This window comes from Aeromonas sp. Marseille-Q7275, assembly GCF_965119515.1.
Window position 1 is genome coordinate 43,374 of the sequence record NZ_CBCPLW010000009.1, and the last position, 21,366, is coordinate 64,739.

Genomic DNA, 21,366 nt, shown 5'->3' on the forward strand with positions numbered 1-21,366 from the left:
CCCTATGATGGTATTCAAACAGACCACAATATAGCCGACCCGCACACCGGCTGTCACCCGCGCTGCGACAAGAGTCGGTTGAAGCGGCTTGCCGCCATCAGAATGTGAGCCAGTTCAAGTTATCAACACGCAGTCCCAGGCAGGAAAGAGATAAATGTTGTCAAAAAATTAACAATGACATAACAATGCAGGCCATGAGAATGATGCGGCTCAGCAACACCTCTCTCATCCCTTTTGCCTGTATGGCTGCTGCGAAGAACCAGGGTAGGATTCTACCCTGGTATTTTTTTATTGGCGGGTCAGCAGCCTGGCTGCATTGCCGTATTCCAGCTCACCCAGCCTGAACAGGCAGAACTCCCCGGGCGCCATCTTCACCCAGCTCTCATTGCCGGTGAGCGGGCGGGTGGCTATCAGCGTCACCACGTCATTCGGGGTGGTCTCGCTCTGGAAGTCGATGGCCACGTCTTCATCCAGCAGACGGGCCTCGCCAAAGGGGGCCCTGCGGGTCAGCCAGTAGAGGTTGTTGCTGCAATAGGTCATCACGAACTCCCCGTCCGACAGCAACATGTTGAATACCCCGAGTCCGCGCAGCTCGTCGCACAGGGTCGCGAGATAGCGGAACATGGCGGGGAAGTTCGCCGGACGCTTGGGGTATTTCTGCTCCAGCCTGTCGAGCAGCCAACAGAAGGCGTGCTCGCTGTCGGTGTCCCCCACTGGACGGTGGCGCCCGGTCCGCAACCCCTTGTAGCCGGTCAGCTGGCCGTTGTGGGCAAAGGTCCAGTAGCGTCCCCACAGCTCGCGGGTGAAGGGGTGGGTGTTCTCCAGCGACACGCACCCCCGGTTGGCCTGCCGGATATGACTGACCACGGCGCGGCTCTTGATGGGCAGCGCCTGCACCAGCTTGGCGATGGGTGACTGGGCACTGGGTTCGGGATCCTTGAAGGTGCGAAAACCCCGCCCCTCGTAGAAGGTGATCCCCCAGCCATCCTTGTGGGGGCCCGTCTTGCCGCCCCGCAGCATCAGCCCGGTAAAGCTGAAGCAGATGTCGGTCGGCACATTGGCGCTCATGCCGAGCAGTTCGCACATGTCCAGTCCACTCCCTGAATTAATTGATCATCTCTGCGTCAATCAGCGAACTCAAGCTGGATGCGAGGCGCCAGGATCGGTCATTTGCCCCCCCGGCTGCCTCACCCGCCTTCTCTGATTACTTGGCCATCTCTTTTTCGACCAGCTGGATCAGGATGTGAATGACCTTGATGTGCACTTCCTGGATGCGGTCGGCATAGCCGAAGTGCGGCACCCGGATCTCGACATCGGCCAGGCCCGCCATCTTGCCACCGTCCTTGCCGGTCAGGGCGATCACTTTCATGCCCTTGGCGCGGGCAGCCTCGATGGCTTTGAGGATATTGCCGGAATTGCCGCTGGTGGAGATGCCGAGCAGCACGTCGCCACGGCGGCCGACCGCTTCCACGTAGCGGGAGAAGACATAGTCATAGCCGAAGTCGTTGGAGACGCAGGAGAGGTGGCTGGGATCGGAAATGGCGATGCCGGCATAGCCAGGGCGGTTCTCGCGATAGCGGCCGGTCAGCTCTTCGGCAAAGTGCATGGCGTCGCAGTGGGAGCCGCCGTTGCCGCAGGAGAGCACCTTGCCCTCCTCCTTGAAAGAGTCAGCCAGCAGTTTGGCAGCCGCCTCTATGTTCTTCAGATTTTGCTCATCGGCCAGAAAGGCCTGGAGCACGCCGGCAGCTTCGGTCAATTCATTGCGGATAAGTTCTTGGTACATGGCGTCTGATGTCTCTTTGTATCGTCCAACATAGGGTTCTGCATTGTCGCACAAGCCAAGCCAATCGTCGCCCCCCCGCCCGCCAAGATGCGGCCCCGCTACGTTAGGCCGATCACGGTGTCAAGGTAACGAGCTTGTAAACATCTTGATAATTTTGTGCACATGAATTACAACAGGGGCCATATCCAACAGGTCAGACCTCTGGATCAGTTAACCCACGTTTCCCAACTTCGGCAACTCATGCAAGGAGCGAAAAATGACGACGACCCTCACTCTGTTCGGGGTGATCCTGGTGATCGGCGCCATGGCTTACCGCCGGGCGTCACTGTTTACCTCCACGCTTGCCACGGCCGCCGCCCTGGTCGCCGGCGCCCTCTATGGCCATGTGCCCCTGCTGGTGTGGGTGCTGTTCGCGGTGATCGCCATCCCGCTCAACCTGGTGGAGTTTCGTCGCAACCAGCTGACCAAACCCCTGTTCAAGATCTACAAATCCATCATGCCGGAGATGTCCCGCACCGAGAAGGAAGCCATAGAGGCGGGCACCACCTGGTGGGAAGCGGATCTCTTTGCCGGCAATCCGAACTGGAAGAAGCTGCACGCCATCCCGGTCAGCACCCTCTCCGCCGAAGAGCAGGCCTTCATGGACGGCCCGGTTGAAGACGTGTGCCGCATGGTCAACGACTGGGAAGTGACCCACGAGCGGGCCGATCTCTCCCCCGAGGTGTGGCAATACCTGAAGGACCACAAGTTCTTCGCCATGATCATCAAGAAGAAGTACGGTGGCCTGGAGTTCTCCGCCTACGCCCAGTCCTGCGTGCTGCAAAAACTGTGCGGCGCCAGCGCCGTGCTCGCCTCCACCGTCGGCGTGCCCAACTCCCTGGGCCCGGGCGAGCTGCTGCAACACTACGGCACCGAAGAGCAGAAAGACCACTACCTGCCGCGCCTGGCCGTCGGCAAGGAGATCCCCTGCTTCGCCCTGACCAGCCCGGAAGCGGGCTCGGATGCGGGCTCCATTCCCGACTTCGGCGTCGTCTGCAAGGGCGAGTGGGAAGGGGAAGAGGTGCTCGGCATGCGCCTGACCTGGAACAAGCGCTACATCACGCTCGCCCCCATCGCCACCGTGCTGGGGCTGGCCTTCAAGCTGCGCGACCCGGATCACCTGCTGGGTGAGGAAGAGGAGCTTGGCATCACCTGTGCCCTGATCCCCACCGACATCAAGGGCGTCGAGATAGGCCGCCGTCACTTCCCCCTCAACGTGCCGTTCCAGAACGGGCCGACCAGGGGTAACGATGTGTTCGTGCCGCTGGACTTCATCATCGGCGGCCCGGCCATGGCCGGTCAGGGCTGGCGCATGCTGGTGGAGTGTCTGTCGGTCGGTCGCGGCATCACCCTGCCCTCCAACAGCACAGGGGGCGTCAAGATGCTGGCCCTGGCCACCGGAGCCTACAGCCGCATCCGTCGCCAGTTCAAGCTGCCCATCGGCAAGATGGAAGGCATTGAAGAGCCGCTGGCACGCCTCGGGGGCAACGCCTACATCATGGGGGCCGCCGCCAAGCTGACGGTGACCGGCATCGATCTCGGCGAGAAGCCGTCCGTCATCTCCGCCATCGTCAAGTTCCACCTCACCGACCGTGCCCAGAAGTGCATCATAGATGCCATGGACATCCACGGCGGCAAGGCCATCTGCATGGGCCCGAACAACTACCTGGCCCGCGGCTACCAGGGTGCGCCCATCGCGGTGACCGTTGAGGGTGCCAACATCCTGACCCGCAGCATGATCATCTACGGTCAGGGTGCCATTCGCTGCCACCCCTACGTGCTGCCGGAGATGCTGGCGGCCAGCCACCCGGACAAGGAGCAGGCGCTGAAGGATTTCGACAAGGCGGTGTTCAGCCACGTCGGCTTTGCCATCAGCAACCTGGTGCGCAGCTTCTGGCTGGGTCTGACCGGCGCCCGCTTCGCTGCTGCTCCTTACAAGGATCAGACCAAGGGCTACTACCAGCAGCTGTCGCGCCTCAGTGCCAACCTGGCGTTCCTGTCCGACATGGCCATGGGCACCCTGGGTGGCGAGCTCAAGCGCAAGGAGCGGGTCTCCGCCCGCCTCGGCGACGTGCTGAGCCAGCTCTATCTCGCCTCCAGCGCCCTCAAGCGCTATCAGGACGAGGGGCGCCAGCAGGCCGACCTGCCGCTGCTGCACTGGGCGCTGCAAGACGCCATGTTCAAGGCCCAGGAAGCCATCGACGAGTTGCTGCGCAACTTCCCGAATCGCTGGATTGGCCTGGCCCTGCGCGTCATCGTGTTGCCGCTGGGTCGCGACATGAAGCGTCCCTCCGACAAGCTGGACAGCCAGGTGGCCCGTCTGCTGCAGACCCCGAGTGCCACCCGCGACCGTCTGGCCGAAGGGCAGTACCTCACCCGCGAGGAGGGCAACCCCTTCGGGTTGCTGGAACAGGCCCTCGATGACGTGCTGACCGCCGAGCCGCTGTTTGACAAGGTGTGCAAGGCAGAGGGTCGCAAGCGTCCCTTCACCCAGCTGGACAAGGTGGCGGACGCCGGCCTGGCCCTGGGGGTCATCAACCAGACCGAGGCCGACCTGCTGCGCCGTGCCGAAGAGAGCCGCCTGCGCACCATCAACGTCGATGACTTCGACCCCATCGACCTGGTGGCCAACAAGGCGCTGTTTGAAGCGTCGGCCTATCACAGGGCAGCCTGATGCCATGAATGCCAAAACGCCTCCTTAATGGAGGCGTTTTTCATGCTGGCATCTGCCCGGCAACCCCGGAGGCAGAAAGAGCGATCGGCTGGATCATATTTTGGATATCAATCCGTTTCCTATCTTGAATGAAGCGGTTAAGGTAAGCACAGGATCACAAACAGGATTGCGTAATGGATGATCAAATCCTGATTATTGACGATGAAGAGCTGCCCCAGACAGCACCGCGACCCGCCGGCTGGAAGGTGATGATAGTGGACGATGAGCCCGAGGTGCATCGCATCACCAAGATTACCCTGAGCAAGTTTGAGTTCGACGGCAAGCCCATCGATTTTCTGCACGCCTATTCGGCCGCCGAGGCCAAGTCCCTGCTCGCCACCACCCCGGATGTCGCCCTGCTGCTGCTCGATGTGGTCATGGAAGCGGATCACGCCGGTCTGGAGGTGGTCAAGTTCGTGCGCGACGAGCTGCAAAACAAGATGGTGCGCATAGTGCTGCGCACCGGCCAACCCGGTCAGGCGCCGGAAGATGACGTCGTCACCAACTACGACATCAACGACTACAAGGACAAGACAGAACTCACCTCCCAGAAGCTGCGCACCCTGCTGCGCGCCAGCCTGCGCTCCTACCGGGACATTCGCACCCTGGAGAGCAATCGCCAGGGGCTGGAGAAGGTCATCGAGGCCTCCAAGGGGATCTTCGAGCAGCGGGCACTGCGGCAGTTCGTCGAAGGGGCCCAGACCCAGCTCAGCGCCCTGCTCAACCTGGAAGAGTCCCAGATCTATGATGTGAAGCATCTGGCCTACGAGGTGCGGGATCAGGTGCTGGAGCCCCTGCTCAGCGACGGCCCGGCCCTGCGCCTCAGTGAAGCGCCGGCCATACTGCGCTGCGCCATGGACAAGGGCGCCAACGTCTACGACGGCAACCAGCTGGTGCTCTACTGCCAGAACCCCCGTCACCACCTGCTGTTCCACATCGAGACCACCCGTCCCCTCAGCCAGATGGATACCGGCCTGCTCAGCCTGTTCACCGAGAACATCATAGTGGCGCTGGAGAACATCCGGCTCAACGAGGTCATCGGCGACAACCAGCGCGAGATCATCTACCGCATCGGCGAGCTGGTGGAGAGCCGCTCCAAGGAGTCCGGCCTGCACGTCAAGCGGGTGGCGCTCTACACCGAGCTGTTCTGCCAGCTGCTGGGCATGAACGAAGACAGGTGCGAGCTCATCAAGCGCGCCTCTCCCCTGCACGACATCGGCAAGGTGGGGATCCCGGATGCCATCCTGCACAAGCCGGGCAAACTCACCCCGGATGAGTGGGAGATCATGAAGACCCACGCCCAGCTGGGGCAAGACATGCTCTCCGGCAGCGATCTCGCGCTGTTCCAGATAGGGGCCACCATAGCCGGGAACCATCACGAGAAGTGGAACGGCAGCGGCTACCCCCGCGGGCTAAAGGGAGAGGCCATCCCGCTGGAGGGGCGCATAGTCGCGCTGGCGGACGTGTTCGATGCCCTGGGGTCGGATCGCTGCTACAAGCAGGCCTGGCCACTTGATGAGGTGCTGGCGCTGATCAGGGCAGAGAAGGGAGAGCACTTCGATCCCCTGCTGGTGGACCTGATGCTGACCAACCTCGAGAAGTTCCTCGAGATCCGCGAACAGTACAAGGACGTCTATATCGGCGCCCACTGAAACAGGGATCCAGCGAGCAGCCACCTCGCCATCATGCAGAAGCCGCCCACAGGGCGGCTTCTTTGCGTTGAGCGTGGCTACTGCTCCGGCAGATTGAGATCCAGCTTGGGCTCCGCCGCCGGGGTCGCGGCCTCGCTTTGTGCCTTCTGGGCCGCCATCGCCTTGTGCAGGGTGCGGCGCTTTTGCAGCAGTATGAAGCCACCCGCCCCCAGCAGGAGCAGCAGCAGGCCGCCACCTCCCAGGGCCCAGGGCAACCAGACCGGGCTCTCCCGCTCCTCAAACCTGGCCTGGGCCGGTACCGCCGCCGAGGTGGGAGACGCCGCTGAAGGAGTGGGCGCCGGTGGCGGCATGATGGTGAACGACTTGACCGGCAGCTGCAGTTGCACCTCGCGGCCGAGTCGGGTGGTGCCAAACAGGGTCGCCTCCACCCTGTACTGGCCTGCCGCCTTGAGGGCGGAGAGATCGACGCCAAGGCGGGGCTCGGTTGCCACCGCATTGAAGGCCATGCTGACCCCTGCGCTGTCGATGGCCTTGCCCTGGATCACCACTGAGGCCGGATCCAGCTCGTCGGCATCGATGAGCAAGGAGAGCCTGGCCCCGGTATCGCCGGAAGGGGCATCCAGGGTGTAGCTCAGCGGCCAGGGGAAGAGCAGCACCTGCTGGGACTCGGCACGGGAGAACACCTGATTACCGGTGCTGTAGAGGGCGCGATACTTGCCTGCCGGTACGTCCAGCACCGCCTCGGCGGTCAGGACGCCATCCCCGGGCACCTCGTCGAGCCCCTTGCCATCATCCAGATAGTGCCCGAGGGTCTCCTCGACGATGGGTTCCCCGCTCTGGGCCGCATCGTTGAACTGCTGCAGCTTCACCGTCATGCCGAGATCGGAGAGGTAGTAGTCCGCCCCCGGCGCTGCCCCGTCGATCAGCAGCCTGGCTTGCAGCTTGACCCGCTCCCCCTGATAGAGGCGGGTCGGCAACGGCTCGCTCTCGAGCCGGATATCGGTGAGCAGGCGCACCCTGTTGTCGGGGTCCACCTCGCCGATGGCCTGCCAGGGACCCGGCATGGGGTTGCGCACCGTGATGAGATCCTGATCCTGCTGCGTCAGCCAGCCCACATCCGGCGGCGTGACCTTGCCCACATAGAGCTTGCTGCCATCCGGCCGCACCAGGATCACCGACGGCGTGCCCGGCTTGCGCTTGATGATGAAGGTGATCTCCTTGACCCCGTAATCGATGCGAAAGCGGTTGTCGAGCAGCGGAATGTCGGAGGGGGCAAACACCTCGTTGGCCATGCCGGAGAGGGAGGTCAGCAGCAGCACGCCCCCCCAGAGCGAACTCATTGCCGCCACAGGCAGGCTCCCCCTTTCTTCTGAACCAGATCCAGCCTGGCCTCATGGGCGGCGACCACCTCGTCGCTGGCGCGCACCACCTTGAGGGGCGCGCGGTTGCTCTCCAGCCGGCGGATCCCGGTGTCCTGGTTGCTGTCATTCTCGTTGCTCTCGCTGGCCAGATTGAGCTTGGTCTGGCCACCCGTCATCAGCAGGTAGACGTCCGCCAGGATCTCCGCATCGAGCAAGGCCCCGTGCAGGGTACGGTGGGAGTTGTCGATGCCGTAGCGATCGCACAGCACATCCAGGTTGTTGCGCTTGCCGGGGAAAAGGTCCCGCGCCATCGCCAGGGTATCCGTGATGCCGCAGATGTCCGCCGTCTTGAAGTCGAGGCCGAGCTTGCTGAACTCATAGTCCATGAAGCTCACGTCAAAGGGCGCGTTGTGGGCGATGATCTCGGCACCGCGGATGAAGGCGATGAAGTCGTCGGCTATCTGGCTGAAGGAGGGCTTGTCCGCCAGGAAGGCATCGGTGATGCCGTGCACGGCGATGGCCTCGGGGTCCACCAGCCGATCCGGCTTGATGTAGACATGGAAATGGTTGCCGGTCAGTTTGCGGTTGATCACCTCCACACAGCCGATCTCGACGATGCGGTGCCCGAGGTAGACGGGGCCGCCTGCCGTGTTCATGCCTGTGGTTTCAGTATCCAGAATGATCTGGCGATTCAGTTGGGGTGTGCTCATGATCGAATCCATGTCAAACTTCGGTTTTATTCGCTAGTTTACCCCAAGACACATGCTAAAAAAGATTGATTTGTATACGGATGGTTCCTGCCTCGGCAATCCGGGCCCCGGCGGCTATGGCGCCGTCATGGTCTATGGCAAGCACCGCAAGGAGTTGGCAGGGGGCTATCGGCTGACCACCAACAACCGGATGGAGCTGATGGCCGCCATCATGGGGCTGCGCACCCTGAACGAACCCTGCCAGGTTCGCCTGACCACAGACAGCCAGTATGTGCGCCAGGGCATCACCCAGTGGATCATCGGCTGGAAGAAGAAAGGCTGGATGACATCCAACCGCCAACCGGTCAAGAACGTCGATCTCTGGCAGGCGCTGGACGCGGAAGTGGCGCGCCACCAGATCGAATGGCTCTGGGTCAAGGGCCACTCCGGTCACCCGGAGAACGAACGCTGCGACGTGCTGGCCCGGGATGCCGCCAGCGGCAAGCAGCTCGCCGAAGACACGGGCTACCAGCCCTGAGATGCCGAAGCGTCTCTATCAATGAAGGGAACAGCCAGCGGTCTGTCGTGGCATCCTCGTCACCAGCCCTGGCGCGCCATGCCAGGCGCCGCCATCGACTCCGGCAGGCGCCAGCGACGGCGCACCGGGGTGACGGGGAAACGCCGCTTGCGGGCGGCTATCACATAGACAGAGGCAAAGGCCCTGCAGTAATCCCGCCCCAGGCTCTCCCGCCACCAGCCGATCCGGCTCTGCTTCCCCATGAAGGAGAAACCGAAGCGCTCGTCAAACATCACCTCGCACCCCAGCAGTTGCAACCAGTCGGTCACCCGGGCCGGGGTGAACATGCGTGCCGACCAGGGCAGGTGTTGTCGCATGAAGGGGAGGTAATGACCCAGGCCGACCAGGCTGGTGGGGTTGTAGCCGCTGACGATGAGCCAGCCGTCATCGGTCAGCACCCGCTCAGCCTCGCGCAGCACCTGGTGGGGATCCGGTGAAAAGTCGAGGCAGTGGGCGAGCAGGCAGGCATCCACGCTGGCGGTGCGGATCGGCAAGGCAAGGGGATCCCCCTTGATATCCAGCAGGCGCCCGCCGGGTGCGACACCTAGCTGGTGGCGAATGGTGGAGCTGCCGCAGGAGAGCTCGGCGCTCAGGGCGCCAATTTTCAGCAGATGGTAGCCAAACAGATGAGGACACCAGTTGTCGAGCCGCTCCTGAAGCTCGGCCGCCACCCAGTCCCCCATGGGCAGTGCCGACCAGCTGGTCGGGATCGCGATCTGTTGTTCGGTACGTGCCAGCTGCATAATGGGACCAATCCGGGGTGCGAATGCCATCTTGTTATATAAGATCCCTTCCACAAAGAGAACACAAAGAGAAGCCGACCCATGTATACCGTCATCACAGTTCCCGCCTTCAGCGACAATTACATCTGGTTGATCCGACACGAAAATCACTGCCTGGTCGTGGATCCTGGCGAGGCGGCCCCCGTGCTGGAGCGGCTCGAGACCCTAGGGCTTGAGCTCGATGCCATCCTGCTGACCCACCATCATCGCGACCATGTGGGCGGCGTCACGGATCTGCTCCACCATTTCCCCCATGCCCGCCTCTATGGCCCCAAGCATGATCCCATGCCGGATCACCACGGCCAGTGGCTCGATGACGGGGATCAGATCAACTGGCACGGCCTGAGCCTGGATGTCCTCCACATCCCCGGCCATACCTTGGGCCACATCGCCTATCACGGCCATGGCATGCTGTTTTGTGGCGACACCCTCTTCAGTGCCGGCTGCGGCCGCCTGTTCGAAGGCAGCCCAGCCCAGATGTATGGATCCCTGCAGCGGCTCGCGGCCCTGCCCGATGACACCCTCCTCTATTGTGCCCATGAATACACCCTCTCCAACCTGCGTTTCGCCCATGCGGTCGAGCCGGACAATCTGGCGATCCAGCGCCGGATCGGGGTGATCAGCAAGCTGCGTCAGCAGGGCCTGCCGAGCCTCCCCTCACGCCTGGGGGATGAGCGGCATTTCAATGTTTTTCTGCGCTGCAATGAGGACTCAGTGAAATTTTCTGCTGAGAAATACGCCCTTAAATGCTTGGAAAATCCAGAGGATACCTTCACCGTGCTGAGGGGCTGGAAGGACGTTTTTTGAACAAACCTTGATCAGGGGGCCATTGCCCCTTATGATGCGAGCTGTTTTTCAAGAGATGACCTGAGCGAGATGAAGCTACGAACGGCCTTATTGGCGGCGCTGTTTCTCAGCGGCTGTCAAAACCTGAGCCATCAGGATGACCGGGCGGTAACGGCAATCGAGCCGATCAAATCCCCCCAAGTCAGCAAGAAAACATACAAAAAACATTCGGCACGCTTCCTGTTCGGCGATGAACAGATTGAAGAGCTGGATGACACGGATAACCTGTGGGTGCGTATCAGCGATGATATGCAGCTGGACTCGCACGAAAATGCTCGTGTCCGCCAGCAGCGTGATTGGTTACTGCGTAATGATAAGCATATGGCGACCATTGCCAGCCGGGCTGAGCCCTACCTGTATCTGATGGTAGAGGAAATCGAACGGCGTGAGCTGCCAATGGAGCTTATTACCATCCCCATGATCGAGAGCATGTTCGATCCCAATGCCCGCTCCCGCAGCAATGCGGTGGGTCTTTGGCAGTTCGTGCCTGCGACCGGCAAGAACTTCGGCCTGCGCCACGACAACTGGTATGACGGCCGCCGCGATGTATTGGCGTCCACCAATGCCGCACTGGACTACCTGGAGTATCTGAACCGTTTCTTCGACGGCGACTGGCTGCAGACCCTGGCCGCTTACAATGCCGGCGAAGGCCGGGTACGCAACGCCATCATCCGCAATCAGAAGGCCGGTCGGCCGACCGATTACTGGTCGCTGGACCTGCCACGTGAGACCCGGATGTATGTACCCAAGATCCTGGCCATGGCCGACATGATCCGCAATGCGGACAAATACAATGTCACCCTGCCGGTGCTGGCCAACAAGCCGCAGCTGCGGACCATCAACACAGGTGGCCAGATCGATCTGAACGTGGCGGCCCAGCTGGCAGGCGTCTCCGCTTCCCAGCTCAAGGCCCTCAATCCGGCACTCAAGCGTGGCATGACCTCGCCGCGAGGCCCCTACAACCTGTTGGTACCCATCGAGTACGCCGACACCCTGGAGCTGGCCCTGGCCGATCTGCCCCAGCGTGAACGTACCCGTGGCGTGCGCTCCTATCAGGTCACCAGCGGCGATACCCTCTCCCGCATCGCCCAGAACCACGGGGTGAGCGTGCAGCAGCTCAAGCTGGCCAACAACCTGCGCGGCAACAATCTGCGCCGTGGCCAGAGCCTGATAATCCCCAACGGGGGACGCGCAAGCCAGGCCGTTCAGAGCAAACCGCAGCAGCTGGCGAGCCGCAGTGGCAGCAAGATCCAGTATCAGGTGCGTTCGGGTGACAATCTGTGGAGCATCAGCCAGGCCCACGGGGTGACCCACGCCGATCTGGCCAAGTGGAACGGCCTGAGCGCCAAGTCAGCCCTGAAACCGGGCATGAAGCTGGTGGTCTGGCCCAAGCAGGGCAAGGGCAGCAACAAATCCATGGTCTATCAGGTGCGTCGCGGGGATTCCCTCTCCTCCATCGCCGCCCGCTTCCAGGTCGCCGTCAACGACGTGATGCGCTGGAACCAGCTCGGCAAGAGCGACTACCTCAAGCCGGGGCAGGAGCTGACCCTGTTCGTGAAGAACAACAGCTGATCGCTTCTCACCGAATAAAAAAATACCCCGCGAGTGCGGGGTATTTTTTTATCTGCATACACCAGCCGAAGCCAATCCCCCTTGTTGGGCGTCAGACTCAGGGAGTGATGGCCTGGGCCGCGAACCGCGCCATGATGGGATTGTGATCCGAGGCATCGGTGGCCGGTGAGCTCACCTCCACCAGGTCCAGGTTGCGGTAGTAGAGGTGATCCAGCGGACGGCCAAAGGCAGTACGGCGCAAGTCGGGCACGGGGATGGCCTCCTGCAGGCCGAGCTCGCCGACCAGCTTGTTCAGCCAGAACTCGCGCTTGTCACTCCAGGTGTTGAAGTCTCCCCCCAGGATGACAGGGCCCTGATGGCGATGGATCAAGGCGGTCAGATCGTTGATCTGCTCGCGGAAGGTGGCCATCCCCAGCTCGAAGTTGACCGCATGCAGGTTGACCACCAGCACGCCGTCAGGATCCCCCTGCAAGGGGTAGAGGCTCACCAGACCGGACTTGGGGATGCGCAGCAGCGGCTCGGGGGAGCGCACGCCACAGACGAAGGCCTGCGGCGTCTTGGCCACCGTCATGACACCGAAGGAGACGCCGCCCTGGGTGAACGCCTGCAACTGCTGCCACTGGAAGTCGCCGGCACGCAGCCATTGCAGCATCTCGGGCCGGGTCGCAGACTCCTGCAGCAGCACCAGATCCTGGGACTTGGCATATTCATCCAGCCCTTCGCGCCAGTTCTTGCGCTGCCCCTTGTAGAGATTCCAGACGGTGATGCCAAACTCGCGGGGCAAGGCAGTGGAGGCCAGCGCCACTAGGGGGGGCTTCTGGCAATCAACGCCGGGCACTATGCCCGCCGCCGTGACCAGGTGATCCTGATCCGGCACCTCGAAACAGCCAACCAGTCCCAGCGTCAGCAGGGACGTCCCCAGAATCCGATAACTATTTTTCATTGGCTAACAATCACCTGCCTCTGCAAGGCGCCATGATCCTCACAGAGGCCATGGACGCCGACTAGTCTCATTATTCGTGTCCGGCCCGACTCATCCATGAGGGATCCCGCAATGGCGAGACAGCACCAGTACCGCGTGACATTTTATGATCAACAAGGAACCTGTCATCAAGTGGAGCTTTCCACCGTCTATCAGATCAGACGGGATCCCCAGTGCGATCTCTGCCTGTTCGACACGGATCAGTGCGTCGGCTCGGAAGAGATGCTGGAACGCATGATACGGCAAAAAACCGGGCTTGAGCAGGAAATATCCATCATCAACGCCCGGCTCATCTGAGCAGGTTCAGACCGGAACGGGACGGGATTTGCCCTGATCGTCGATGGCCACGTAGGTAAAGACCCCTTCCGTCACGCAGTAACGCTGGGCCTCATTCTCCCGCAGCACCGGCTTGACCCAGACCTCCAGCTTGAGGCGCATGGAGCTGCGCCCGACCTTCAGGCAGCGACCATAGCAACACACCACGTCGCCCACCTTGACCGGACTGTGGAAGGTCATGCCCTCCACCGAGACGGTACAGATGCGTCCTTTTGCCAACTCCTTGGCCATGATGCCCCCACCTATATCCATCTGGGACATGATCCACCCCCCGAAGATATCGCCATTGGGGTTGGTATCGGCTGGCATCGCCAGGGTTCTCAGCAACAGCTCCCCATCGGGATGACGCTTTGTCTCTTCCATCATTACCGCTCTCTCTATATGGATGGCGGCATGATAGGGGGCGATCCCGCCCTTGGCAAACCTCAATTGCCGAGCCGACCCGCGCCGCGCGGGGCTCCCGTGCCTAACCACATGCAAAGAAGACCAGGTTGAAACCCATCCTGACTCAGCCTTGCAATGACGCCTGCGCGGCAAACCAGTGGGCCGGATCCGGCCAGCGGTAGACGAAACCCAGTTGCTGGGAGATGCGCTCTCCCTCGATGGGGGAAAAGTCCCCCGCCGGCTCGATGAACTGCGGGGGCGCCAGTCCGAGCAGACGGCTCGCGAAGGGATAGAGCTGCTCCCGGCGTGGGTGGACCGGGGCACTCAGGTTATAGGCGTCCCCCTCCTGCCCCGCCGCCAGCATCAGCTGGCAGGCCGCCACAACATCGTCCAGATGCACCAGGTTCACCGCCTGCCCTCCCCCCGCCAGCGTCTTGCCCGCGAGGAAGCGCCCGGGGTGTCTGTCCGGACCGTACAGACCGGCCGGGCGCAGCACCATGGCGCAGGAAAAGCCTCCCTCCTGGACAGCCAGTTCCGCCGCCCGCATCCGCTCACCCCTGGCGCTGGCCGGACTCGGGATCTCATCCTCCCCCTGCCCTGGCGCCCACACCGAGGTCGCGCTGACAAAGAGCACCTTGCCAGCGCCGGCCGCCCTGGCCAGCTGGCACAGCCGTGCCACCGACGCCGGGTAGTCTTCGGTCTTGCTGGGGGGCACGCAGATCACCAGATCGCGGCAGCGAAACGGCAGCGGGCCCGCCATGTCCGGGGCCAGCAGCAGCGGCCAGGCCGCGATGCCCCCGTCACGCAACCGGGTCGCCTTCTCGAGGGAACTGACCGTCACGGCGACGGACTGACCCTGCCCCTGCAACGCCCTGGCCAGCGGCAACCCCAGCCAGCCTGCTCCCACTATTCCCGTCTGATACTCGTGTTCGGTCGTCATTGGCAAAATCTCGGCAAAAAAAAACGGCCATCCATGATGACCGTCGAAAGTAACGAAGGAAATAGCCGGATGAACCGGTTACCTCCCACAGCGGGAAAATCGGGAGCGCACGCTCCTAATTCGTGGGCCTATCCTAGTGGCAGCGCGGTCAAAAAGCTTTGAAGCGGATCACAGTTGAAAAGGATTTCTGAAAGCGCTTTCACCGTTTGATGAAAAAGCTGGCCCGCTTGGGGCCAACTTCATGACTCAGGCCACGGACTCCCGACGCACCAGTTCAGCTTCAAACTTGAGCGCCAGGCCCTCTACCGGCTTGTGATCCAGCAGGCGCAAGGCCAGCTCGGCGGCCCGCTCTCCCATCTCCTCGATGGGGTAGCGCACCGTGGTGAGCTTGGGATAGATGTAACGGGCATAGGGTATGTCGTCGAAGCCGACCACCGAGACCTGCTGCGGTATCTTGTAGCCCCGCTCCAGCAGGCAGGAGATGGCCCCCGCCACCATGGCATCGTTGAAGCCCAGCACGGCCGTGAAGGGAACACCGCGCTCCAGCAGCTCGCTCATGGCCACATAGCCCCCCTTCTCGTCGGCGAAGGCGCGACCGATGAGGGCAGGATCCAGCTCGATGCCGGCCCGTTGCAGGGCGACGCGATAGCCGGCCATCCGCTGCTGGCCATCCACGAACTCCTCGTCATCCGAGGTGATGAAGGCGATCCGGCTGTGTCCCGCGTCCAGCAGGTGCTGACAGGCCGTGGTGATGCCCGCCTGGTTGTCGAGCCAGACGCAGCGCTCCTCGCAGCCCGGCACCTGGCGATTGATGAAGACGATGGGGGTGGACCCCGACGCCAGCTCGCTCAGCTCTTCGTCCGGCAGCGCCTTGCTGTGCAGGATCAGGGCGTCGCACTGGCGTTGCAGCAGCGCCTGGATGGCGTGACGCTCCCGGGCCGCGTCGTGGTTGCCGGAGACCACTATGGTGAACTTGTTCGCCTTGTCGACCATGCTCTCGATGCCACGCATCATCTGGGCGAAGAAGGGGCCACCACAGAGATCCCCAACCAGGACACCGATGCAGTTGGAACGCTTGCTTACCAGGGCCTGGGCGAAGCTGTTTGGACGAAAACTCAGCTCCTTCATGGCTGCGAGCACGGCCTCGCGCTTCTCGGGTGCCACCTGCGCCGTGTTGTTGATGACTCGCGACACCGTCGAAATGGACACATTCGCCAGCTGAGATACGTCTTTGATCGTTGCCACTCTCAATTCCTTTGTTGGGGAAGCCTGTCTGTGTTGATCGGGCATTATATCGAACCAGTCAGACCAAGACGCGGCGCCCGATCACCTGACAGGTTTCCTTTTGTAACAAAGCTTAAGGGATAATAACCATTCTGAGGCAAGAATGGGAGGCAGTCGCCGACGCGACTGCCTCGGTTCTCAATAGGCGTGATTGAGCTCGCGTTCCGACATGAAACGCAGGGGCTGCTGCAGCTTGTGCTGGTAGATGAGATCGAAGGAGAGCACGTTCTGGACGTAGTTGCGCGTCTCTCTATAGGGGATGCTCTCCACCCAGACATCCATCGGCTTGTTGGTGCTCTGATCCCGCCAGCGCTTGACCCTGCCGGGGCCCGCATTATAGGCCGCCGCCGCCAGGATCCGGTTGCCGTCATAGACGTCCAGCAGCCGCTTGAGGTAGGCGCTGCCTAGGCGGATGTTCATGGCGGGATCGAACAGCTGCTGCTCGTTGCGATAAGGTACTCCCAGCTTGCTGGCGGTCTCCCTCGCGGTGGCCGGCATCAGCTGCATCAGGCCACGCGCCCCGACCGGCGACTGCGCCAGCGGATAGAGGGCGCTCTCCTGACGGGAGATGGCGTAGAGCAGGCTGGTGTTCATGGTGCGCTCCTGCGCCATCTGGGAGAAGGTGCGCTTGAGGGGCAAGGGGAAGCGCAAGTCGATCGCATCCCAGGCCTCGGCCCGGATGCTGGAGAGGATCGCCAGCTCGTGCCAGCCCTGGTTGAGGGCGATATGACCGAACTCCAGGCGCTGGGCCACGGGGTTGCGATCCATGTTGTGGATCCACTCAGAGCGCGCCGCCGTGATCTCGTTCATCGCCAGCAACTCGCGCACCCGCACCAGGAAAGGCCAGCGGCTGCTGGCGGTGCGCCAGTCCGGCACCTTGTGCCCCACGCTCTGGTTCTTGATGCGATAGGGCACACCGGTGCGCTGCGCCGCCATGAAGCCATAGAAGCCGCGCAGATTGGCGGTCTCGAGATAGAGCTCCCGCGCCGGTTTTTGCCGACCCTGCACCTCCAGTGAGCGTGCCAGCCAGTAGCGCCAGCGATCCTCCTTCTGCAGTGCCATGGGCATCCGCTTGACCCAGCCTTCTAGACCGCGCCAATCCTGCTCCCAGATGGCGAGCCGTGCCCGCAGCTCCACCAGCTCGGCATCCTTCATCCGCACCAGGGTCGCATCCAGCCAGCTGCGCTGGGCGAGGGAGCGATCGAGCAGCAGGCGGCGGGCGGCGGCGCGCTCCACCCGGGCAACCTCGGCCTGGTTCAGGCCGAAGCGGCGCTTCATCTCCCCCAGCTGGCGCAGGGCAGGCTCGGGTTGCTCGTTGGCATAGCGTGCCAGCCCGAGGGAGAGCAGCTGCCTCGACTGCGGCGCCGTCGAGAAGGAGGCCGGGTTCATCGCCCTGGCCGGTTGATCAAACAGGGCTATCATCTGATCCCCATAGGGTTTCAGACTGCCCCCCAGCTGGGCGCCGAGGTGGCGGATGAGATTGGGGTTCTGCGCCTCGAAGGCCAGGTTCATCCGCTGCCAGATCTTCTCCTGGGTGCGCAGGCCTGCCTGCTGCCAGTGCTGGAACAGGGGATCGCAGGCATCGGGTCTGGACTGGCCGCTCAGCCAGAGCTTGCCCGCTTCCTGCAGGGCCTCGCTCTTGTGGCCGGTGTAATAGCGGGCCTGGTAGTGCATGCAGAGCAGATCGGTAGAGTTCGGCTTGGCCGGGTAGAAGCGCAGGAACTGGGACCACTGCTGGCTCTGGGCCAGGTAGGTGAGGTAAGCGCGCTCCAGACGGTTGGACTGGGGGGTATCCCCGTGCTGGCGGATGAAGCGGGTCACGTCGTCGTAGTCTGCCGCCCCGGGCCGGAACGCCAACTGGTAGTAATCCAGATAGGGCAGCAGCGGATAGTGGTTGAGACGGGCGCGGATCTGCTGGAAACGCTCCTGATCATTGGCACGCACGGCGTCATAACCCTCGCGATAGAGGGACTGCTCCATGGTTTGCGCAAAGACGGGTGCCACTAGCCCTGGCACACACAACGCCGAAAAGATGATTCCCTGCACGGCTTTCACGAAAGGCATTCTCCCTAAAGAAGAGGCATAACCACCGCCCGCTGGCGGTGGTGAGATACCTTCATTCTACCCGTTAAAGATGGGCGCTACGCCACACTATTTTTGTCGGCAGGGGCGGCGCGATCATGGCGGCTCAGGCGGCTGATGTAGCGCTCCAGATAGGGCACGGGCAGCGGCTTGGAGGCGAGATAGCCCTGGAAGAAATGGCAGCCCTGTGCCTGCAGGAACTCCAGCTGCTGGCGGGACTCCACCCCCTCGGCCGTCACGTTGAATCCCATGTGACGGGCCATGGCGATCACCGCCTCCACTATGGCCATGTTGTCGCCATCCTTGGGGATGTCCTGGATGAAGGAGCGGTCGATCTTAAGCTCGTCGGCGGGCAGCCGCTTGAGGTAGCTCAGGGAGGAGTAGCCGGCGCCGAAATCGTCGATGGCGAAGCTGATGCCAAGGGTCTTGAGCTCGGCCATCTTGCTGATGGTGTCCTCCGCATGACCGAGCACCACGGACTCGGTGATCTCCAGGTTCAGGCAGGAGGGATCCATGCCGGTGGCGGCCAGCACATCGTGGATCCGATCGACGAAATCGTGGGCATGGAACTGCTTGGCACTGACGTTGACCGACAGCTGGGGCACGTGGATCCCGTTCTCTTCCCAGGAGACATACTGGGTACAGGCCTCATGCAACACCCAATTGCCGATATCGACGATGAGATCCGTCTCCTCGGCGATGGGGATGAACTCGGCGGGAGAGACCAGGGCACGGCCAGGCGGCTGCCAGCGGATCAGCGCCTCCACCCCTATGATGTCCCCCCCTTCGACCATGTGCTGGGGCTGATAGTGAAGGGTCAGCTCCTGATTGTTGAGGGCGCTGCGCAGCTCGTTGTGAATGAGCAGACGCCTGTCCGCCTGCAACTGCATGGAGGCATCGAAGAAACGCCGGGTCTTGCGGCCCGCCGACTTGGCCTGGTACATGGCGGTGTCGGCCTGCTTGAGCAGATCCCCGGCCTCCTGCTCCCTTCCGGGGAAGAGCGTGATGCCGACGCTGGCCCCGATGTGCAGCACCTGGCCCCCGTGACTGTAGGGGGCGGCAATCTCGCCGATGAGCCGCTCGGCGATGAGATCGGCCTGCATCTCCGCCTGGGGCGGGCTGATGGAGAGGCCGGGCAGCAGCAACACGAACTCGTCGCCGCCGAGCCGGGCCAGACAATCCCCCTGCCGCACCAGCCGCTTGAGGCGGTTCGCCACCTCCTTGAGCAGCCAGTCGCCGGTGGCATGGCCGAGGGAGTCGTTGATGGTCTTGAAGTGATCGAGATCGATGAACAGCAGGGCGCCGATCAGGTGCTCGCGGCTCGCCTCGCTGAACGCCTGGGCCAGGGTCTCGTGGAGCTGGCGACGATTGGGCAAACCGGTCAGCTCGTCGTAATAGGCGAGATCCTGGATGCGGCGCTCCGCCGCCTTACGCTCGGAGATGTCTTCGAAGAAGATGACGTAGTGGCTGATGCCTCCCTTGTCATCCTGCACCGGCGTGACGATCTCCCACTGGGGATAGACATGGCCGTCGGCGTGCAGGCGCAACGTCTCTCCCTGCCAGCGATCCAGGGCGTTGAGCTCATAGCCGAGCCCCCCGAGCCCGGACCAGAGGTCATTGCCAAGGTGCAGGCCTATCACCCCCTGGCTGTCGAAGCCGGTGATCTGGCTGAAGGCGTAGTTGACCCGCAGGATCTTGAAGTCAGGATCCGTGATGATGATGCCTTCATGGGTTTCGAACGCCACAGCAGAGAGTCGCATCAGGGCGTCGCTCTGCAGACGCTCCAGCTCCGCCACCATGCGCACCGAGAAGATGGTCAGCACGGATCCCAGATCGGCGGTCTGGGTCTGGTTCGGGAACAGTAGGGCGAGATGGCCCAGGATCTGGCCACTGCGATCCAGCAGGGGCTGCGCATAGTAGTGCTGGCCAGGGGGCAGGCAGGTGCAGCCGGTCAGGGGTTCGCTGATGGGGGTCGCACTGGCGGCGCCCCGATAGAGCTGCTGACAGGGCATGTCCGCCAGGGCGTACTCCTTGAAGTCGATGCCGTGGCTCGCCAGCACCCTGAGCCGGTCAAGGCCCACCCGCTCCGTCAGCCAGACCGCGTTGGCCCCCAGGATGTGAGCCAGCTCGTTGACCAGGGTATGGCAGAAATCGAGGCCAGTCCTCGCGGAGAGCGCCTGCGCCAGCTGGGCCAGCAAGGGGGCTTGCAGCAGAGGAAGCGGCGGGGCCAGACTGGCGGGCGGTTCGGCGCGGCTGGCGGCGTTGTGAGCCATCTCCAGGGGCGCCAGCCAGCCGCAGCAGAGCTGCTGGGCCGGCACATACTGGCCGTACCAGAGCACATGATGCACTGTGCCTGCCTCATCGCAGAGGTGACCGATGAACTGGCCGGGCTGGCCCGAATGGTGGAGTCTTGCGAGAAAATCGGCGAAACCGGATTCATCTTCTGGCGCCAGCTGGCTGGCCCAGGGATGAGCCCCCTCACCTTGCCAGGGCTGGCAAGAGAGATGATCAGACAGACTCCACTGCTCATGCTGCCGATCATAAAACCACATCATCTGGGTGGCTTGTTGCTTCATTTACAACTCCAACACTACAACCACGTTATCCACCCCGACACATGCAGAAAAGCATATCCGTTTGTGCGCATATCTCCACCGGCGCATGGCAATCCTTTTGCGATGCGATAAACGATGTGGGTAGAGAAAATGCGAGACTGAGCGGTGAAAACCAGACATCGGGTCGACACAAGGCGCTGCCAAGGGGGGACAGAAACGATCCTATTCGCGCATACTGCCTGCCCGTTTCGCTGAGCTCAAGCGGTTTTTGGCATGAAACGGGAAAAGCTCACAATTTAGGGATTGCCGGATCACCAAGGGGATATTTTGTGACGTACATCACATTTTGATTCAACCACATGGGTAATCTGAGGGTGAAGACACAAGCAAGACGACCCGAAGGGGGCCAATATGAAAATCGAAATGACCAGTAAAATCATCGACATTACCCCAGCCATCCGCGAGCGCATTGAATCCCGTTTTGAAAAGCTCGAGCGTCTTCAGGTGCCTCTTATCACACCCCATGTGATCATCTCCAAAGAGCGTTTGATGTATATCGTCGAAGCCACCGCCGGCATTCCCAACGGCAAGTTGTTTGCGCAGGCAGAGCACGAGGATCTGTATGCCGCCATCACGGATCTGGGCCAGAAACTGGAGCGCCAGCTCAATCGCCATATCGAGAAACCCCTCGCCCGCCGCGCGGCGGTCGTAGGCAAGGACGTTCCCGAGGTGGACGAAGCCGACGCCTAATCCCGGTTATCCCATCCATTGCGCAAAAAAGGCGGGTCA

Annotated in this window: 19 protein-coding genes; 7 read left to right on the forward strand and 12 right to left on the reverse strand. The window is 62.2% G+C overall.

What is annotated here, in order from left to right:
- Positions 1 to 288 precede the first annotated feature (288 nt).
- Positions 289 to 1,086: a class II glutamine amidotransferase gene (locus tag ACWPWQ_RS10265; RefSeq protein WP_202046300.1), complete on the reverse strand. Its 798-nt coding sequence runs from the start codon at positions 1,084 to 1,086 to the stop codon at positions 289 to 291.
- 118 nt (positions 1,087 to 1,204) lie between these two features.
- Positions 1,205 to 1,783, reverse strand: coding sequence for a D-sedoheptulose 7-phosphate isomerase (gene lpcA, locus ACWPWQ_RS10270; RefSeq protein ID WP_005325554.1), 579 nt, complete (start codon positions 1,781 to 1,783; stop codon positions 1,205 to 1,207).
- 256 nt (positions 1,784 to 2,039) lie between these two features.
- Between lpcA and fadE the strand changes: the two genes are divergently transcribed.
- Together fadE and ACWPWQ_RS10280 are read left to right on the forward strand one after the other, a co-directional pair.
- The gene (gene fadE, locus ACWPWQ_RS10275; protein ID WP_454009714.1) at positions 2,040 to 4,496 is read left to right on the forward strand and encodes an acyl-CoA dehydrogenase FadE; all 2,457 of its coding nucleotides are present in this window, start codon (positions 2,040 to 2,042) and stop codon (positions 4,494 to 4,496) included.
- Between the two features lie 173 nt (positions 4,497 to 4,669).
- A complete protein-coding gene (locus ACWPWQ_RS10280; protein WP_454009715.1) occupies positions 4,670 to 6,187 on the forward strand; it encodes an HD domain-containing phosphohydrolase in 1,518 nt (505 codons plus the stop codon).
- A gap of 77 nt (positions 6,188 to 6,264) precedes the next feature.
- Here the strand turns inward: ACWPWQ_RS10280 and ACWPWQ_RS10285 are convergent, their stop codons facing one another.
- Together ACWPWQ_RS10285 and dnaQ are read right to left on the reverse strand one after the other, a co-directional pair.
- Positions 6,265 to 7,527 carry a TIGR03503 family protein gene (locus ACWPWQ_RS10285; protein ID WP_454009716.1) on the reverse strand — a complete coding sequence of 421 codons (1,263 nt, stop codon included), beginning with the start codon at positions 7,525 to 7,527 and terminating at the stop codon, positions 6,265 to 6,267.
- Positions 7,524 to 8,258: a DNA polymerase III subunit epsilon gene (gene dnaQ, locus ACWPWQ_RS10290; protein WP_342057881.1), complete on the reverse strand. Its 735-nt coding sequence runs from the start codon at positions 8,256 to 8,258 to the stop codon at positions 7,524 to 7,526. The genes ACWPWQ_RS10285 and dnaQ overlap by 4 nt, the downstream gene beginning before the upstream one ends.
- 52 nt (positions 8,259 to 8,310) lie before the next feature.
- Between dnaQ and rnhA the strand changes: the two genes are divergently transcribed.
- Positions 8,311 to 8,775: a ribonuclease HI gene (rnhA, locus tag ACWPWQ_RS10295; RefSeq protein ID WP_025326391.1), complete on the forward strand. Its 465-nt coding sequence runs from the start codon at positions 8,311 to 8,313 to the stop codon at positions 8,773 to 8,775.
- Between the two features lie 59 nt (positions 8,776 to 8,834).
- Here rnhA and ACWPWQ_RS10300 read toward each other — a convergent pair whose 3' ends face one another.
- Positions 8,835 to 9,557, reverse strand: a complete 723-nt coding sequence (locus ACWPWQ_RS10300) for a class I SAM-dependent methyltransferase (RefSeq protein ID WP_162519303.1) — start codon at positions 9,555 to 9,557, stop codon at positions 8,835 to 8,837.
- Between the two features lie 81 nt (positions 9,558 to 9,638).
- Here ACWPWQ_RS10300 and gloB point away from each other — a divergent pair, with 81 nt between their 5' ends.
- Positions 9,639 to 10,403: a hydroxyacylglutathione hydrolase gene (gloB, locus tag ACWPWQ_RS10305; protein WP_247626843.1), complete on the forward strand. Its 765-nt coding sequence runs from the start codon at positions 9,639 to 9,641 to the stop codon at positions 10,401 to 10,403.
- A gap of 87 nt (positions 10,404 to 10,490) precedes the next feature.
- Here the strand turns inward: gloB and ACWPWQ_RS10310 are convergent, their stop codons facing one another.
- Positions 10,491 to 10,709, reverse strand: a complete 219-nt coding sequence (locus ACWPWQ_RS10310; RefSeq protein ID WP_241672827.1) for a hypothetical protein — start codon at positions 10,707 to 10,709, stop codon at positions 10,491 to 10,493.
- A 54-nt stretch (positions 10,710 to 10,763) separates the two neighbouring features.
- Between ACWPWQ_RS10310 and ACWPWQ_RS10315 the strand changes: the two genes are divergently transcribed.
- On the forward strand, positions 10,764 to 12,014 hold the full coding sequence (locus ACWPWQ_RS10315) for a LysM peptidoglycan-binding domain-containing protein (protein ID WP_241672826.1): 1,251 nt from the start codon (positions 10,764 to 10,766) through the stop codon (positions 12,012 to 12,014).
- Positions 12,015 to 12,111: 97 nt separating this feature from the next.
- On the opposite strand, the gene ACWPWQ_RS10320 is transcribed toward ACWPWQ_RS10315, so the two are convergent.
- A complete protein-coding gene (locus ACWPWQ_RS10320; RefSeq protein ID WP_454009717.1) occupies positions 12,112 to 12,957 on the reverse strand; it encodes an endonuclease/exonuclease/phosphatase family protein in 846 nt (281 codons plus the stop codon).
- A 111-nt stretch (positions 12,958 to 13,068) separates the two neighbouring features.
- On the opposite strand from ACWPWQ_RS10320, the gene ACWPWQ_RS10325 reads away from it, so the two are divergent.
- The gene (locus ACWPWQ_RS10325) at positions 13,069 to 13,293 is read left to right on the forward strand and encodes a hypothetical protein (protein WP_025326386.1); all 225 of its coding nucleotides are present in this window, start codon (positions 13,069 to 13,071) and stop codon (positions 13,291 to 13,293) included.
- Between the two features lie 6 nt (positions 13,294 to 13,299).
- Here the strand turns inward: ACWPWQ_RS10325 and yciA are convergent, their stop codons facing one another.
- The 5 genes from yciA to ACWPWQ_RS10350 all read right to left on the reverse strand — a co-directional run bounded on the left by yciA (position 13,300) and on the right by ACWPWQ_RS10350 (position 20,598).
- A complete protein-coding gene (yciA, locus tag ACWPWQ_RS10330) occupies positions 13,300 to 13,698 on the reverse strand; it encodes an acyl-CoA thioester hydrolase YciA (RefSeq protein WP_005325590.1) in 399 nt (132 codons plus the stop codon).
- 142 nt (positions 13,699 to 13,840) lie between these two features.
- Complete coding sequence (locus tag ACWPWQ_RS10335) at positions 13,841 to 14,656, reverse strand: NAD-dependent epimerase/dehydratase family protein (RefSeq protein ID WP_454009718.1); 816 nt, start codon at positions 14,654 to 14,656, stop codon at positions 13,841 to 13,843.
- Between the two features lie 246 nt (positions 14,657 to 14,902).
- Positions 14,903 to 15,901 carry a LacI family DNA-binding transcriptional regulator gene (locus ACWPWQ_RS10340; RefSeq protein WP_041206143.1) on the reverse strand — a complete coding sequence of 333 codons (999 nt, stop codon included), beginning with the start codon at positions 15,899 to 15,901 and terminating at the stop codon, positions 14,903 to 14,905.
- Between the two features lie 177 nt (positions 15,902 to 16,078).
- Positions 16,079 to 17,995 (reverse strand): transglycosylase SLT domain-containing protein, encoded by a 1,917-nt coding sequence (locus ACWPWQ_RS10345; RefSeq protein ID WP_454009719.1) that lies wholly within the window; start codon positions 17,993 to 17,995, stop codon positions 16,079 to 16,081.
- 86 nt (positions 17,996 to 18,081) lie between these two features.
- The gene (locus ACWPWQ_RS10350; RefSeq protein WP_202046310.1) at positions 18,082 to 20,598 is read right to left on the reverse strand and encodes a putative bifunctional diguanylate cyclase/phosphodiesterase; all 2,517 of its coding nucleotides are present in this window, start codon (positions 20,596 to 20,598) and stop codon (positions 18,082 to 18,084) included.
- Between the two features lie 390 nt (positions 20,599 to 20,988).
- On the opposite strand from ACWPWQ_RS10350, the gene hpf reads away from it, so the two are divergent.
- Positions 20,989 to 21,327 carry a ribosome hibernation-promoting factor, HPF/YfiA family gene (gene hpf / locus ACWPWQ_RS10355; protein WP_005325604.1) on the forward strand — a complete coding sequence of 113 codons (339 nt, stop codon included), beginning with the start codon at positions 20,989 to 20,991 and terminating at the stop codon, positions 21,325 to 21,327.
- Positions 21,328 to 21,366: the final 39 nt, after the last annotated feature.

What these genes read in the sequence shown, in the direction of transcription:
- rnhA (WP_025326391.1), top strand. Translation starts at nt 8,311, where the DNA reads ATGCTAAAAAAGATTGATTTGTATACGGATGGTTCCTGCCTCGGCAAT.
- ACWPWQ_RS10300 (WP_162519303.1), bottom strand. Translation starts at nt 9,557, where the DNA reads ATGCAGCTGGCACGTACCGAACAACAGATCGCGATCCCGACCAGCTGG.
- lpcA (WP_005325554.1), bottom strand. Translation starts at nt 1,783, where the DNA reads ATGTACCAAGAACTTATCCGCAATGAATTGACCGAAGCTGCCGGCGTG.
- ACWPWQ_RS10325 (WP_025326386.1), top strand. Translation starts at nt 13,069, where the DNA reads ATGGCGAGACAGCACCAGTACCGCGTGACATTTTATGATCAACAAGGA.
- ACWPWQ_RS10350 (WP_202046310.1), bottom strand. Translation starts at nt 20,598, where the DNA reads ATGAAGCAACAAGCCACCCAGATGATGTGGTTTTATGATCGGCAGCAT.
- ACWPWQ_RS10280 (WP_454009715.1), top strand. Translation starts at nt 4,670, where the DNA reads ATGGATGATCAAATCCTGATTATTGACGATGAAGAGCTGCCCCAGACA.
- gloB (WP_247626843.1), top strand. Translation starts at nt 9,639, where the DNA reads ATGTATACCGTCATCACAGTTCCCGCCTTCAGCGACAATTACATCTGG.
- hpf (WP_005325604.1), top strand. Translation starts at nt 20,989, where the DNA reads ATGAAAATCGAAATGACCAGTAAAATCATCGACATTACCCCAGCCATC.
- ACWPWQ_RS10315 (WP_241672826.1), top strand. Translation starts at nt 10,764, where the DNA reads ATGGCGACCATTGCCAGCCGGGCTGAGCCCTACCTGTATCTGATGGTA.
- fadE (WP_454009714.1), top strand. Translation starts at nt 2,040, where the DNA reads ATGACGACGACCCTCACTCTGTTCGGGGTGATCCTGGTGATCGGCGCC.
- dnaQ (WP_342057881.1), bottom strand. Translation starts at nt 8,258, where the DNA reads ATGAGCACACCCCAACTGAATCGCCAGATCATTCTGGATACTGAAACC.
- ACWPWQ_RS10285 (WP_454009716.1), bottom strand. Translation starts at nt 7,527, where the DNA reads ATGAGTTCGCTCTGGGGGGGCGTGCTGCTGCTGACCTCCCTCTCCGGC.
- yciA (WP_005325590.1), bottom strand. Translation starts at nt 13,698, where the DNA reads ATGATGGAAGAGACAAAGCGTCATCCCGATGGGGAGCTGTTGCTGAGA.
- ACWPWQ_RS10265 (WP_202046300.1), bottom strand. Translation starts at nt 1,086, where the DNA reads ATGTGCGAACTGCTCGGCATGAGCGCCAATGTGCCGACCGACATCTGC.
- ACWPWQ_RS10335 (WP_454009718.1), bottom strand. Translation starts at nt 14,656, where the DNA reads ATGACGACCGAACACGAGTATCAGACGGGAATAGTGGGAGCAGGCTGG.
- ACWPWQ_RS10320 (WP_454009717.1), bottom strand. Translation starts at nt 12,957, where the DNA reads ATGAAAAATAGTTATCGGATTCTGGGGACGTCCCTGCTGACGCTGGGA.